The 14,705-nt window shown below is 63.2% G+C and carries 12 protein-coding genes; 9 read left to right on the top strand and 3 right to left on the bottom strand.

Annotated elements, in window-relative coordinates; genetic code table 11:
- The first annotated feature begins 74 nt into the window (after nucleotides 1-74).
- Nucleotides 75-1,055, top strand: a complete 981-nt coding sequence (locus AB6N07_RS01690; protein WP_370676099.1) for a complex I NDUFA9 subunit family protein — start codon at nucleotides 75-77, stop codon at nucleotides 1,053-1,055.
- A 10-nt stretch (nucleotides 1,056-1,065) separates the two neighbouring features.
- Here the strand turns inward: AB6N07_RS01690 and AB6N07_RS01685 are convergent, their stop codons facing one another.
- Complete coding sequence (locus AB6N07_RS01685; RefSeq protein WP_370676098.1) at nucleotides 1,066-1,875, bottom strand: undecaprenyl-diphosphate phosphatase; 810 nt, start codon at nucleotides 1,873-1,875, stop codon at nucleotides 1,066-1,068.
- A 205-nt stretch (nucleotides 1,876-2,080) separates the two neighbouring features.
- Here AB6N07_RS01685 and AB6N07_RS01680 point away from each other — a divergent pair, with 205 nt between their 5' ends.
- Both AB6N07_RS01680 and queG read left to right on the top strand, forming a co-directional pair.
- On the top strand, nucleotides 2,081-2,773 hold the full coding sequence (locus AB6N07_RS01680; RefSeq protein ID WP_370676097.1) for a glutathione S-transferase family protein: 693 nt from the start codon (nucleotides 2,081-2,083) through the stop codon (nucleotides 2,771-2,773).
- Nucleotides 2,774-2,797: 24 nt separating this feature from the next.
- Nucleotides 2,798-3,841, top strand: coding sequence for a tRNA epoxyqueuosine(34) reductase QueG (gene queG, locus AB6N07_RS01675; protein WP_370676096.1), 1,044 nt, complete (start codon nucleotides 2,798-2,800; stop codon nucleotides 3,839-3,841).
- Here the strand turns inward: queG and AB6N07_RS01670 are convergent.
- Nucleotides 3,819-5,243 (bottom strand): MFS transporter, encoded by a 1,425-nt coding sequence (locus AB6N07_RS01670; RefSeq protein WP_370676095.1) that lies wholly within the window; start codon nucleotides 5,241-5,243, stop codon nucleotides 3,819-3,821. The two genes, queG and AB6N07_RS01670, sit on opposite strands and share 23 nt — an antisense overlap.
- A gap of 277 nt (nucleotides 5,244-5,520) precedes the next feature.
- Between AB6N07_RS01670 and hisB the strand changes: the two genes are divergently transcribed.
- From hisB to AB6N07_RS01640, 6 genes are all read left to right on the top strand, one after another.
- Complete coding sequence (gene hisB, locus AB6N07_RS01665; protein WP_370676094.1) at nucleotides 5,521-6,114, top strand: imidazoleglycerol-phosphate dehydratase HisB; 594 nt, start codon at nucleotides 5,521-5,523, stop codon at nucleotides 6,112-6,114.
- A gap of 11 nt (nucleotides 6,115-6,125) precedes the next feature.
- The gene (locus AB6N07_RS01660; RefSeq protein ID WP_370676093.1) at nucleotides 6,126-6,599 is read left to right on the top strand and encodes a DUF2628 domain-containing protein; all 474 of its coding nucleotides are present in this window, start codon (nucleotides 6,126-6,128) and stop codon (nucleotides 6,597-6,599) included.
- Nucleotides 6,596-7,243: an imidazole glycerol phosphate synthase subunit HisH gene (hisH, locus tag AB6N07_RS01655; protein ID WP_370676092.1), complete on the top strand. Its 648-nt coding sequence runs from the start codon at nucleotides 6,596-6,598 to the stop codon at nucleotides 7,241-7,243. Before AB6N07_RS01660 ends, hisH begins: the two co-directional genes overlap by 4 nt.
- The gene (gene hisA, locus AB6N07_RS01650) at nucleotides 7,240-7,974 is read left to right on the top strand and encodes a 1-(5-phosphoribosyl)-5-[(5-phosphoribosylamino)methylideneamino]imidazole-4-carboxamide isomerase (RefSeq protein ID WP_370676091.1); all 735 of its coding nucleotides are present in this window, start codon (nucleotides 7,240-7,242) and stop codon (nucleotides 7,972-7,974) included. Before hisH ends, hisA begins: the two co-directional genes overlap by 4 nt.
- 130 nt (nucleotides 7,975-8,104) lie before the next feature.
- Nucleotides 8,105-8,407, top strand: coding sequence for a hypothetical protein (locus AB6N07_RS01645; RefSeq protein ID WP_370676090.1), 303 nt, complete (start codon nucleotides 8,105-8,107; stop codon nucleotides 8,405-8,407).
- A gap of 301 nt (nucleotides 8,408-8,708) precedes the next feature.
- Entirely contained in the window at nucleotides 8,709-9,482 is a 774-nt protein-coding gene (locus AB6N07_RS01640) for a ferredoxin--NADP reductase (RefSeq protein WP_370678172.1), read from the top strand.
- 199 nt (nucleotides 9,483-9,681) lie between these two features.
- Here AB6N07_RS01640 and AB6N07_RS01635 read toward each other — a convergent pair whose 3' ends face one another.
- Nucleotides 9,682-14,310: a 2-oxoacid:acceptor oxidoreductase family protein gene (locus tag AB6N07_RS01635; RefSeq protein WP_370676089.1), complete on the bottom strand. Its 4,629-nt coding sequence runs from the start codon at nucleotides 14,308-14,310 to the stop codon at nucleotides 9,682-9,684.
- Nucleotides 14,311-14,705: the final 395 nt, after the last annotated feature.

Below are 14,705 nucleotides of genomic sequence, written 5' to 3'. Positions count from 1 at the left end.
GGCCCGCTGCGCCGCGGCCGGCACCCCGGAGGTCCGGGATCGTCCGTTGCAACAATACGCAGGAAGGGATCGTCATGCCCCTCGTTCGAGAAGAACCGCCGGTCGTTACCGTCTTCGGCGCCTCCGGCTTCATCGGCCGTCACGTGGTGCGGGCGCTGGCCGCGCGCGGTTGGCGCATTCGCGCGGCCTGTCGGCGGCCGGACCTCGCCGCGCATCTGCAGCCACTGGGCGGTGTCGGCCAGATCATGCCGATGCAGGCTAATCTGCGCTACCGCGCCTCGGTGGACCGGGCGGTCAGCGGCTCCGACGCCGTCGTCAACCTCGTTGGCATCCTTTCCGCTTCCGGCCGCCAAACCTACGCCGCCGTGCAGGCCTTCGGCGCCCGCGCCGTCGCCGAGGCGTCGGCCGCCGCCGGTATCACCCGTCTCGTCCATGTTTCGGCCATCGGCGCCGATGCTGCCTCCCGTTCGGTCTATGCACGGACCAAGGCGGCCGGCGAAGCAGCGGTGCTCGATGTCGTGAAGGACGCGGTGGTGTTGAGGCCGTCGGTAGTCTTCGGACCCGAGGACCATTTCATCAATATGTTCGGCGGGCTTTCCGCGCGGAGCCCGGTGATGCCGCTGATCGGTGGCGGCTTGACGCGCCTGCAGCCTGTATTCGTCGGTGACGTGGCCGAGGCAGTTGCGCGCGCTGTCGAAGGACATGTAGCGGGGGGGCGCATTTATGAATTGGGCGGACCCGAGGTGCTCACCTTCCGCGCCATTATCGAACGTTTGCTCGCCGAAACCGGTCGCCAGCCGCATCTGCTGACGATTCCCTTCGGTCTCGCGACGCTGGCTGCCCGTCTTTCGGCCTGGCTGCCCGGCGCACCTTTGACGCCGGACCAGGTCGAGCTCCTGAAGGTGGGAAGCGTGGTGTCGGCCGCCGCCATCGGCGAGGGCCGCACACTCGAAGCCTTAGGCATCGCACCGACATCGCTCGGTGCCGTATTGCCTGAATATGCCGTTCGTTTCCGCCCGCACGGTCAATACGACCGAGATGGTCTTCCGGCCTGAAGCCAGCGGGTCAGTTGACCCAGCCGGTCAGGATCAGAGCGAACAGCAGCCCACCGAACAACACGCGGTAGACGGCAAAGGCGGTGAAGCGGTTGGTCTGGATGTAACCCAGCAGCCACTTCACCGAGACGAAGGCGGTGATCGCCGAGGCGATAAAGGCAATGGCGAGAGCGAGCCAATTCTCACCGGCCGTCGCGGCGCCGTCCTTCAGCGTGGCGATGATCTCGAAAGCGCTCGCCGCGTACATGGTGGGAATGCCGACCAGGAAAGCGAACTCGGTGGCCGCTGCCCGGTTGCCGGTGCCGAGCAGCATGGCTGCGAAGATGGTCGCAGCCGAGCGCGACGTGCCGGGAAAAACGCCGGCCACCACCTGCGCGATGCCGACCACCACGGCGGTTGTCCAGCTGATGTGGCGGCTTTCCGGCCGTTTGGCGGCATAATGCTCGGCGAGTATCATCCAGAAGCCACCAATCACCAGCGCCCAGGCGATCGGCACCACGGTTTCCGGCAGCTTGAAGCCGAGTTTCTTGGCAATAAGACCCAGCACGGACGTGACGAGAAAAGCGACGATCAGTTTGCCGAGATAAAGCCTCGTTTCTGGGTCACGCCAGCCGGTCAGAAACCCGAGGAGCCGCTGCCAGTAGATCACCGTTACCGCCAATATGGCACCGGCCTGGATGACGATGTTGAACATATCGGAACGCGCGCCGAGCCATTGTTCGGCGATAATGAGATGGCCGGTGCTGGAAATCGGCAGGAACTCGGTGATACCTTCAATGATACCGAGGAGAAGCGCTTGAATGAGGCCCGTCAGATCCATGTCGCGAAGCTTTCGGTCAAAAATGGGTGGAGCGAATGGTTGAGTTGATAACCAGTTGTTCATACATGGCGTCGGTTCTATAGGCCAGCCTCGCGGCTCCGCTGCCGGTCCGAATCGGAAAGGCGCGGGGCGACGCTGGATAACCCTGGCGCTCCATTACCACCCTCTGTCTTGACGTCGGCACCGCCGACGACCTGGGTTCACGATGCTCAAGCTTTATCATCATCCATTTTCTACCACCTCGCGCTTTGTGCGGCTGATGCTGGCCGAACACGACGCCAAGGTGGAACTCGTCGTCGAGAAGACGTGGGAACGGCGGCCGGAATTTCTTGAGCTCAATCCCGCCGGCGGCGTGCCTGTTCTGGTCGAGAACGACGGCCCCCCGATCATCGGTCCTGGCCCGATCATGGAATATGTCGACGAAACGCGGGGCTATGCCCTTGGTGACCGTCGCCTGATGCCCAACCATCCAGAGGCGCGCGCCGAAATGCGCCGCCTGGTCGACTGGTTTCTGCACAAGACGCACGAAGAAGCGGTGCAGTATTTCCAGCACGAAAAGATCATGAAGCTGGAGCTGCCACGGGAGTTGGGTGGTGGTTCGCCCGACAATCAGGTGCTGAGGGTTGCCCGCGTCAACATCAAGCATCACCTTCACTACATCGGCTGGCTGTCCGGTTCGCGCAACTGGCTGTCCGGCGAGCAGCTCACCTTTGCCGACCTCGCCGCCGCCGCCGAATTTTCGGTGGTGGACTACGTCGGCGACGTTCCCTGGGACGAGGATCTCAATGCCAAGTATTGGTATGCCCGGATCAAGTCGCGCCCAACCTTCCGGACGTTGCTGGCCGATCGCCTGGCTGGCTTGCCGGCCGCGCCGATCTACACCAATCTCGATTTCTGAGTCTGCTTGCCAGGGAGCGCTCTCGTGAACTGGCGAGCCCGCGCTCGCGATCTCGGGTTCTCGGCGATCGGTGTTGCGCCGGTCGATCGGCTCGGAGACGCCGCGCGCCGATTGCGCTCGTTTGTTGACCTCGGTCGCCATGGCTCGATGGCTTGGATGGAAGAGACCATCGAACGGCGGTCTGACCCGCGCGTCCTATGGCCGGAGGCACGATCAGCCGTCGTGCTTGCAATGAATTATGGCCCGGATGGCGATCCGTTGGACAATCTTGCAAGGCCCAGCGTTGGCAACATTTCCGTCTATGCCCGCCATCGCGACTATCATGACGTCCTGAAGGGGCGCCTCAAGGAAGTGGCGGGCCTCATCGCCCGCGATACAAGCGCCGACGTCAAGGTCTTCGTTGATACCGCGCCCTTGATGGAAAAGCCGCTTGCCGCGCTGGCGGGGATGGGCTGGCAGGGCAAGCACACCAACCTCGTCTCGCGCGACTTTGGCTCCTGGCTGTTTCTCGGGGTGATCCTGTCGGCCGCCGATCTGCCGCCGAACGAGCCGTCCGCGGACCATTGCGGCGCCTGCCGCCGCTGCCTTGACGCCTGTCCGACGGGTGCTCTGCCTGCGCCCTATCAGATCGACGCGCGGCGCTGCGTCTCCTATCTCACCATCGAGCACGCTGGCCCCATTCCGGAGGAGTTGAGACCGCTGATTGGGAATCGCATCTATGGCTGCGATGATTGCCTGGCCGTCTGTCCCTGGAACAAGTTTGCGAGCGAAGCTGCCGAGATGAAGCTGAGACCGCGCCCGGAGCTGACGGCGCCGTCGCTCGCCGCTCTCGCGGCACTGGATGACGCGGCCTTCCGTGCATTGTTCGCCGGATCGCCGGTAAAGCGCATCGGCCGGAATCGCTTCGTCCGCAATGTCGCGATCGCCATCGGCAACTCCGGCGACCCGGCGCTGATTCCGGCGTTGGCGCCACTTGTCGAAGATCTCGATCCGATTGTCGCTGAGGCTGCAAGATGGGCGCAGGATCGCCTTCTCCCGCTGGACGCTAGCGATCGCCGGCTCCGCTGACCTCTCGGCCGAAAGCGTCGGGTACTCGAAGCGCTGTGAGGGTGCCGACCAGCGCCAGCGCCGCCATGATCCAGAACGTGCCCTGAAGTTCGCGGAGGCCTATTTCCTCACTACCCATGGCGGCTTGCAGGGCCGATAGGCTGAACGCGGCAACCGCGACACCGGCGGCTTGCGTCGCCTGTTGCATCATGGCGATCAGGTTGGAGGCATTGCCGCGCTCGGCACCGGGTACGTCGGCGAAAGCCAATGCCGTCAGCGTGGTCAGTTGCACCGAGCGAACGCTGCCGGCAAACAGCAGGATCAGCACCACCAAGAAAGGCTGGTCAAGCGAGCCGACCAGGGCGCAGGCCACCATCGACAGAGCCACCAGTACGCCGTCGCCGATGAGCAATCGGCGGAAGCCGAACCGCCGCATCAGCGGCGTGGTAATGAACTTGATGCCGAGATTGCCGACGAAATAAACCAGCACCCATAGTCCGGCCGATGCCGGCGATAGTCCGAAGCCAAGCTGGAACCACAAGGGAAGCAGGAACGGTGCCGCCGAGAACAGTACGCGATAAAGACCACCGGGATGAAAGGCATAGCTGAGGCTGGGCCGCGACAGCGCGGCAAGCGACAGCAGCGGTTCCGGATGGCGCCTCAGATGGCGGATGGCAGCGATACCGAGGAGAGCGCCGACGCCGATCATCGTCAGCGCTATGGTCCGCTCGCTTCCAGTCTCTGCCGAGCGCTGGAAGCCGGACAGCAGCGCCGTCAGGCTAGTAGCGCACAGAAGGAAGCCGACGACATCGAGCCGCCGGGGGCTCGTCTCGCGCTCGTTCGGTACCAGACGGAGAATTGCCAGCATCCCGCAGACGCCAAGGGGTAGATTGAGCCAGAAGTTCCAACGCCAGCTCAGATGCTCGGTGATGAAGCCGCCGAGCACCGGCCCCACGATCGGCGCCATCAGGGCTGGCCAGACCATCAGTGCCGTGGCGCGCACGAAGTCCGCCCTGGCGGCTCGACGCATCACCACCGCCGTGCCGACTGGCAGCAACAGGGCGCCGCCGACCCCTTGCACCACCCGTGCGAAGATCAGTTCCGGCAATGTTTGACAGAGCGCGCACCACACTGATGACAGCGTGAAGGCCACCAGCGCCGCCACCAGTACGTCGCGCGCTCCAAACCGGTCCGACAGCCAGTTGGCGAGGGGCGAAGCGGCGGCTGCCGCCAGCACGTAAGCGGTAACCGCCAGCGATAAATCGATCGTCGTTACGCCAAAGGCGTGCGCCATCGTCGGGAGTGACGTGTTGATGATGGCGCTATCGAGGATCTGCATGAAGCCGATCGCCGCCATGGTAAGCGCGATCGCCGGCGAATAACGGGTGAGAGCTACAGCGGGAAGGACAGGCGTATCAGTCATCGGAAAGGGCAAACGAAAAGGCGGACGATGAAGCCAACCGCCACCGGACGTCCGCTGTCCAGGCGGTTGCCGCGCGTAGCGGCATCGGCACTTCTCATGCGGCATCGAGTGCTAAAAGGACAGGCCGGATCCGGCATGTCCTATTCACTGTTCGGTGAAATGCAACCTGGGCTCTTGTTAGGAGGGCACGGTCCCCCAAGGGCGGCATTTCCCGTTTTCATTTCTTCCTGCCCCTGATAGAAGCCCATTATTCCCGCCGCAGGAGTGACAGCGAGCCATGCGCACGGCCAGCCTCAGCCGCTCGACCCGCGAAACCGAGATCTCCGTCCGCCTCGACCTTGACGGTCGCGGCGAGGCTGACATCTCGACCGGTGTCGGCTTCTTCGACCACATGCTGACGCAGATCGCCCGCCATGGTCTGATCGATCTTGAAATCAAGGCGAAGGGCGACCTTCACATCGATGATCACCACACCGTCGAGGATGTCGGCATCGCACTCGGCCAATGTTTTCGCAAGGCACTGGGCGACAAGGCGGGCATCAGCCGCTATGCCGATGTGACGGTGCCGCTCGACGAAGCATTGTCCCGCGTGGTTGTCGATATCTCCGGCCGACCGTATCTGGTCTTCCGCACTGTCTTCCACGCGCCGAAAATCGGCAGCTTCGACACACAGCTCGTCGAGGAATGGTTTCGCGCCTTCGCCATGCAGGCTGGCCTGACGTTGCACGTCGAGACCTTCTACGGATCGAACGATCACCATATTGCTGAAAGCTGCTTCAAGGCACTGGCCCGCGCTCTGCGCCTCGCCGTTGCCGTCGATCCGGCTCAGGGCGGTCGTGTACCGTCCACCAAGGGTGTGCTCGAAGCCTGACGGAGGCATTGATGGCCATCTACAGTGTTCACCTGCCGCGCAACGCCGCGCCGGACGTCGCAGCCGACCGCTCCATCTTCGTGCGCGATGGCTTTGCCTTCTGGGCTCTGCTGCTTGGACCTCTGTGGTTCCTCAGATATCGCGAATGGCTCGGCCTTGTTGGCTGGCTGGTGCTCGCCACGCTGATTACCGTTTCCGAACGCTGGCTCGGGCCGGTGACCAGCGGTGGTTTCGAGCTGATCCTGGCGCTTGCCACCGGCGTCGCCGCCAATGACATCCGCCGTCTGACACTGGCGTTGCGCGGGTTCCGGGAAAGCGTCGTTGTCGAAGGGCCGAACCGTGAGGCGGCCGAACGACGCTTCTTCGATACTTGGCTTGCCCAGCCTCGTCCGACTTCGCCGCCGGTACCGCCCGTTCTTCATCCTGCGAGGAGTGTCCCACCGGGCGTCCTCGGCCTCTTCCCCGAAAGCGGAGCGCGGCCATGAGTGTTGCCATTATCGATTATGGGTCAGGCAATTTGCGGTCGGCTGCCAAGGCTTTCGAGCGGGCTGCCCGTGACGCCAATGACGCGACGATTGTGGTCACGGCCGATCCTCATGCCGTTCGCACCGCCGACCGCGTCGTGTTGCCGGGTGTCGGGGCCTTTGCCGATTGCAAGGCAGGTCTCGCCGCCGTTCCAGGCATGATCGAAGCGTTGACCGAGACGATCATCGAAAAAGGGCGGCCGTTCCTTGGCATTTGCGTCGGCATGCAGCTGATGGCGCGACGCGGCCTCGAGAAGACGGTGACCGAGGGTCTCGGCTGGATCGATGGCGACGTTGAACCTATTAGACCGGCCGATCCGGCGCTCAAGGTGCCGCACATGGGCTGGAACACCATCGATCTCATTCGGCCCCATGCTCTGCTGGAGGGGCTGCCGACCGGCGAGAAAGGCCTCCATGCCTATTTCGTTCACAGCTACCACATGACGTTGCGCGAAGCCGACGCCCTGGTTGCCGTTGCCGACTACGGCGGTCCGGTTACCGCCATGGTTGGTCGCGACAACATCGTCGGTACTCAGTTTCATCCCGAAAAGAGCCAGACGCTCGGCCTCGGCCTTATTGCCAACTTCCTGAGGTGGCGCCCGTGATCCTTTACCCCGCCATCGATCTCAAGGACGGCGCCTGCGTTCGGCTGAAGCTTGGCGATATGAACGCCGCCACCGTCTACAACGCCGATCCGGCCGCCCAAGCTCGTGCCTTCCGCGATATCGGCTTTCCGTGGCTGCATGTCGTCGATCTCAACGGCGCCTTTGCCGGTCGTTCGGTCAATGGTGAGGCCGTCGATGCCATTCTCGCGGCCGTGGCATCCGGCATGCGCGTCCAGCTTGGTGGCGGCATTCGTGATATGGCGGCCATCGAGACATGGCTGAGCAAGGGCATTTCCCGCGTCATTCTTGGAACGGTGGCCTTGCGCGATCCGGAGCTGGTGAAGACCGCCGCGAAAGCCTTTCCAGGCCGCGTTGTGGTCGGCATCGACGCCCGAGGTGGCAAGGTGGCTGTGGAAGGGTGGGCGGAAAGTGCTGAGCTCACCGCTGTTGAACTGGCCGGCCGCTTCGAGGATGCCGGGGTGGCCGCCATCGTCTACACCGACATCGATCGCGATGGCGTGCTGAAAGGGCTCAACCTTCCCGCGACGCTGGCACTCGCCCGTGCCGTGTCGATTCCTGTGATCGCCTCAGGCGGTCTCGCCTCGATGGCGGACATCGAGGCGCTCTGTCAGCCGGAGGCCGCGGTCCTCAACGGTGCCATCACCGGCCGAGCGCTTTATGACGGTCGCCTCGACCCGCGCGCTGCTCTTGCACGCCTGGCCGAAGTTTAGTCTGCCGTGACATCATAGCTTCGTGACAACAGCTCGCGGCAAATTCAATCAAAATTGAGCTATTGTTGTAAGCTGGTCCTAAGCGCGAGCTGCCATAATCCGGGTATTGGGCTTTGTCCGGAGTATGGCCATGCTGTTCATTATCGCGATGTCGGGTTTGGTAGGGTTTGTCGCCGGTGTGAGAGTGCGCCTGGTCCCACTTATCTTCCTGGCAGCGGTCGTGGCCTGTGGCGCAGCAGTGGGTGCCACCACGCTGGCGTTGCCCGGATGGCAGATCGCTCTTTCGATCGTGCTTGCCGTAACCGCATTCGAGCTTGCCGCTTTCGCCGCCTTGTCGGTACGGGTCGGCCTGTCGCGTTCCGTCACCGAGCCGCAAAAGGCGAGCGCCAAGTCGGCTCGGCCGGCTCGGGCCGGTGCAACAGCCGCCCACTGAGTGGCGTGCGAGCTAAGTTGGAAGGGGGTAACGCCCCGTTGCCAGTCTTCAGTCGCCTGGGACGCAATCCTGCCATGCAGTCCGGTCGGCAGCTTTCGGCGGTTTTTTCCTTGGAATGACTGGAATTTGCAACTCGTTTGCTTCATCTAGAAAGGCAGAGGGTGTTATCACCTGCACGCGGTGAGGCCTATCGATGCGGACTCGTGTCGGTTGGCTGCATATGCACTGGCAGAGGAAGCCGATTTTGAACGCCTATACCTCCACCGTTGCGACCGGCGCCGAAGGCGCGCAGGCCTTCCCAATTCCCGACAACGTCTATGCCGAAACGGTGACAGAGGTTCGCCATTACACTGAGCGGCTGTTCCGGTTCCGCACGACGCGCCCGGCCAGTTTCCGCTTCCGTTCCGGCGAGTTCGTGATGATCGGCCTGCCAAATGCCGAACGCCCGGTATTTCGGGCCTATTCGGTTGCCAGCCCCGCCTGGGACGATGAGCTTGAGTTTTTCTCCATCAAGGTGCCGGGCGGTCCGCTCACCGAATATCTGCAGAAGATCAAGGTTGGCGACACCATCCTGATGCGCAAGAAGCCGACGGGAACGCTGGTGATCGATGCGCTGTTGCCCGGCAAACGGCTCTATCTTCTGTCGACCGGCACCGGTCTTGCTCCCTTCGCCAGCCTCATCCGTGATCCCGAGGTCTACGAGAAGTTTGATGAGGTCATCCTCGTCCAGACTTGCCGCGAGGTTGCCGAGCTCGCCTATGCGCGTGAGCTCCAGGACGAGGTGGTCAATCACGAATTCCTTGGCGAACTCGCCGCGGGCAAGCTCCGCCTCTATGATGCGGCGACGCGCGAGCCGTATCCGCGCGAAGGTCGCATTACCGATCTCATCGATTCCGGCAAGCTATTCTCCGACCTCGGCGTCACCCCCTTCGATCCGTCAACCGACCGCGCGATGATTTGCGGCTCGATGGCGATGATCAAGGACACCAAGGACCGGCTGGAGCATTTCGGCCTTGTCGAAGGGGCCAACAACGCTCCCAACACCTTCGTCGTCGAGCGTGCCTTCGTCGGTTGAGTGTTGGCTTCGAGCAATAAGCGTAACAAAAAGGGGCGTCCCTCGCGGGCGCCCTTTTCATTTGTCATGTTGAGGGCTTAGGCGGACTTCAGCGTGGCGATGAAGCCGGCGACATTCTGCTTCAACCACAGACCATCCCAGAAATAAAAAAGGGCCGCCGGTTGCCCGGCGGCCCGATTAGCTTGGATCCAGAGGCCGATTACTCGGCAGCGCTGGTGGCCGAGCCCTTCAGCGTCTCGATCTCAGCGAGAGCTTCGTCGTAGCGGCTCTGCAGGGTATCGAGTTCGGCCTGATGGGCTTCGTCGAGCTTGGCAGCGTCGATACCGGCGAGGTTTTGCAGCGTGCGCCAGAAGCGGCGGCGCCCTTCGACCAGGAGAACGATCTGGGCCGGCACCGGGAAGCGGATCAGCTTGCCCTTCTTGACTTCCCAGATGAACGGGATCTTGCCGACCCGCTCTTCGTCGCTGAGGTCGATGTAGTCCTCGATCGACACGGCGTTGTTGACGTCATCGGCAAGCGGCTTGCCGGTGAACTGCTTCTTGAAGCGGCCTTCCTGGTGAGCGAAGTGAGCCGGGGTAAGCGGCACTTCCTTCGTCTGCTCGTTGCCGTCGGCGTCCTTGTAGGTGAGGACGAGGGTCGTCCAATCCTGCTCGACGTCGGGGTTACCATCCACCGAGAAGCGTTCCTTCAGCACCGACCCACCGTCCGGATTATGGACGTAGACCGGGCTGACGCGGCTCTCTACGGCGAGGCGCGCATGCTCGCTCGACACGTCGTCACCAATGCCCTGCTCGCCCTGACAGGGCGTATAGACGTCGATGACGGCTGGCGAGGTCGTCCGCGAAAGGGCGGAGAGGACGTTTTTCAGGAAGTGCCCCTGGATGGAAGTGGCGGTCTGCACCACCATCACCGACGGGTGGAAGGCAGCGATCAGGCCGAGTTCCTTGCGGTTGTCGGTCTTGCCGGCATGCGCCGCGCCATAGCGGGCAAGGTCGGAGTCCTGACCGATCAGCGAGGAGGTCGAGGCCTGGCCGCCGGTGTTGGAGTAAACACCGGTGTTAACCACGACCACCTTGATCGGCGTCTTGGTCGACAGGAGCCGCGACAGCGCGCCGAAGCCAATGTCGTAGGTGGCGCCGTCACCACCGATGGAGAACACGGTCGGCAGACGGCCGAGCTCGGTCTCGGAGAACTGCTCCCAACCGAAGGTGCGGAACATCTTGTCGTGCACCGCCGGGTCATACTTGTCGTCGAGTTCCAGCTCGGCGATACGCATGGCCTTGAAGTTCACCAGCACGTCCGCTGCGATGCCTTCGTAAATGCCCTTGGCGAGCGCGGGGGCATCCTGGAACAGGCTGTTCACCCACGGATCACGGTAGGGGTTGAAGGGGAAGGTCGACGAGTAGACGCTCGAGCAACCGGTCGAGTTGGCAACCACCGCGGCGGCCGGGCCTTCGCCCGTCGGACCGCTCTCCAGCAGGAAGAGGTGGTGATTGATCGTCTCGAGCGACGACTTGATGCGCGTGGTGCGCGCCTCGTCGGTCACTGTGGCGAGCTTGGCTTCAAGCTTGCCGATCAGCGCGTCCACTTCGGCGATGTGCTCCTTACGAGCACGGCCCTGGAGAGCATTGTTCGCCGCCATGATCAGGCGGAGAGCGGTGACCTCGCCACAGCCACGGCAACCGCCGTGACCACCGGTCATGGCATAGTAATTGTCGCGGTCGAGGATGAGGCGCTTGGCGTTGGCGCCAGTGAGCTGCTCAGTGAAGCGAGACGGCGTGTTTGCCGTCTTGGTCAGGAACTCGAAGCGAGCCTGAAGCGTCTCGAGCAACGCGTCGTCCTGCTCGGTCTGAACCAGGGCGTCGGAGCCGCAGACGGTGGTGCACTCGAGACAGCCCGAGCACTTCCATGGGTCGAGGCCGACGGAGTAGAGGGCACCGGAACCCGGCACCTTCTTCTCGGCCTGATCGAAGAACAGGCGGGTACGCGCCACCGGGAAGTTGGCGAGGAGCGTCGTCATCTTGCCGAAGTCGAGGGCAAGCGACGCGTCGCCAGCCGCAACGCCCGGTGCTACCTGGGCGAAGATCTCATGGAAGGCGCGGGCCTTCGGCTGAGCCTTGTAGACTTCGCGGATGGCAGTGGCGATCGCCGGCACCTTGCCGGTGATCTCGGCGCGGCGGGCTTCCGAGACATCGATCTGGCGAGCGGCGGTGGCGACGAGATCGTCGATCTCGTGCACCGTCGATGGCATGGCGGCGTCGGGGCAGACCAGCGTGCATTCAAGGCAGGCCGTGCACTTTTCGGCGTCGAATATCGGCACCTGCCGGCGGAACAGGCCCTTGTCCTTCATGGCGGCGGAGCCGGCCGGCATGAACATGCCGGTGCCCGGCAGGACCGGCGATTCGCCGATGGTGCCGTCTTTGAACGGACCAGCCAGCACGTCCTCGTAATACTCGTTGTCGAAGATGCCGGACGGCGAGCTGGTGTCGAGGCCGCAGATCGAAGCCGAGATAGACACCGAGCGGGCCTGGGTCACCGGGGCGTTGGCCTCGGCAGCCTTGAAGGCTTCGTCGTTATAGGAGATCGCGTGGGTCGCTTCGGCACCCTCGGCAATCACTGCCATGTTGCCGGCAACGACGGCGTCACCCTTGGCGCCGAACTTCTTGGCGATCTGCTGACGCACCTTTTCCAGGATGGCGGCGCGATCGGCACCGGCCGTGATGCGCTTCTCGTGGCCGCAGAGCGCGCCGATGAAGGCGATGCCCATCATGCGGGTGGCCAGTTCCGGCGACGGGGCGTGCTTGGTGGCGACGGCGAAAGCGTCGATCACCAGGAACTTGATCTCCTTGTCGCGGATTGTCTTGCGAGCCGAAGCCGGCAAGTCGAGCCAGGCGTTGATCGGCGACATCGAGGTCTGCAGGATGAAGGTGCCGCCCTTGATGAGGCCGCGCAGCGGGTTGGAATGCGCGAAGACCTTGTGGTCCGGCGAGATGACGATCTCGACGTCCTCGATCTCGGCATTGGTGATCTTCACCGGCTCCGGCGACAACGTGATGTAATAGTTGGTCGGTGCGCCGGACTTTTCAGAGCCGTACTTGGGGGCGGCCTTGGAATAGAGACCGAGGGCGCCGGCCAGGATGTCGGTCAGGAGCTTGCCTGTAGCGATGGTGCCGTAGCCGCCCACTGAGTGGAAGCGGACGCGGAAAGCATCTTCCGGCAGCAGGCGCGGGTTCTCGCCGGTCTCGAGCGCCATGAACTCGGTCTGCGGATAGGCAGCCTTGAGCTTGGCCTGGACTTCGCTCATGCGGGCATTCGGGTTCTTCGAGAAGAACTGCGAGCCGAGGTAGACGAACGGGTTGTTCCGGGTCGCTTCCATGTTGTCGAACGCAGCGACGAGATGGCGCGACTGCAGGTCATGACCACCGAGGCCGAAAATAGCCGTGGTGACCTTGGGCAGCTTGTCGATGGCAGGGATGCCCTCGTGACGGCCGCCGTCGGCGTTCTCGCGGGCCTTGAACAGCGCCTGCGTGACGAAGCTGGTGAGCGCCGTGTCGTCCGAGCGCTCGAGCACCGTGACGGCTTTCTTGCCGGCGATGGCGGCGATCAGTTCGGCGGCCGGGAAGGGCTGCAGCAGCTTGATGGCGATCGAGCCGACCTTGCGGCCCGTGGAGCGCAGGTAGTCGACCACAGCTTCGACGTCGTCGGTAACCGAGCCCAGGCCGATCATGACGTAGTCGGCATCCTCGGTCTTGTAGCACTGCACCGGCGAATAGTGACGGCCGGTCAGTTCGCCGTACTCGTCCATCGCCTGCTTGACGAACTTCGGCACGTCCACGACGAAGTGGGTGCGATGGTCGGCAGCGCCGGACTGGAAGTCGGGCTGGTTCTGCACGCCACCGGTCAGGCCGGGATTGTGAATGTCGACCAGCGCCGGGACGAGCTGACGGGTGCCCTTCTCCCAGGCGTTCAACCACTGGCGCTTGAACTGACCCTTGAGTTCGGCCGGAACCCACTTGGCGGCGGCGTCGATCAGCTTGCCTTCGTTGTCGGCTTCGATCGCGTCTTCGTTGGCGTCAACGTAGGCCTTGAGCGCGGTCGCGTCGGCGGCGGTGAAGGTGTCCTTCTTGCGCACCAGCCACTGGCGCAGCTGATAGGAGCGGCCCTTGGCGCCGAACAGGATTTCCTGGGCAACGGTCGGGCACTTGATGCGGCCAGTGGGATCGCCGAGGAATTCCTTCAGCAGAGCCGGCTCCGGAATCTTGGCTTCCGACAGCATGTGCGAGGTAGCGAAGCCGTCCATGGCGTTGGCGACCGGCACGAGCGACAGCGCGGACACCTTGTAGGAGATGGCGGCGAGGTCGGCTGCTTCCTGCGGGTTGGCGCCGAACAGGATGGTGTAGCCGGTCGGCAGCAGCGAGTAGACGTCGTCATGGCCGGCCATGACGTTGAGCGAATGCTTGGACACCACGCGGGCGGCAACCTGCAGCACGAAGCCGCCTGCCTTCTTGCCGACGGTCACATAGTGCGACTCGAGACCGTAGAGGATGCCCTGCGAGGACGAGGCGTTGGAGATGAACTTGCCACCGGTCAGCGCCGCGCCGAGGGCGCCCGACTGGGCCGAATGCTCACCTTCCGGCTCGTAGAAGAAGGGGTGGCGGCCCCAGACGTTGCAACCACCGCCAGCGCGGAAGCTCTCATAGATTTCGGAAATTTCGGTCGAGGGCGTGATCGGGTAACCGATGACGCCGCCGCATACGTGACCCATAACATGGGCAACGGCGCCGTTACCGTTGATGACCGTGGAAAGACCTGGATATTTCGCGCTCATTTGCTGCATCCGTCCTGCTGCATCTGGTGTTCCTGCCCGCCCCGTCCGATCAGTCACTGGCGGAGGTTTGGACAATGATATGCCGATGTTCAGCTGCCGATGGAGTTTTGACCTTGATTTCAGTCAAAACTATACGAAACTTACTTGGGCTTCGGTGTTGTTACCGATGGACCCTTCTGCCGTTATAGAAGCACGGCGGAAGTTTGTCGTAAGTACTCAACCGGGGACTACGTGGAACTGCGAAGGTTTTACTGCTATGCGTTTTTTGCAGGGCACCGTCCCCAAAGCATCGCTGTTCTCTTCGGCTGCCATTTCGTGCAACCCGCTGCTCCTAATGTGAGAATTCCGACCAACCGGTATCGCGGGCGGCTTCTGTCGGTCGATCTGGTCTGGCG

The sequence above is a fragment of the Pleomorphomonas sp. PLEO genome, from assembly GCF_041320595.1.
Taxonomy (GTDB): Bacteria; Pseudomonadota; Alphaproteobacteria; order Rhizobiales; family Pleomorphomonadaceae; genus Pleomorphomonas.
The sequence above is the reverse complement of the archived record's forward strand: the minus strand, read 5'-3'. Positions and strand labels throughout refer to the sequence as shown.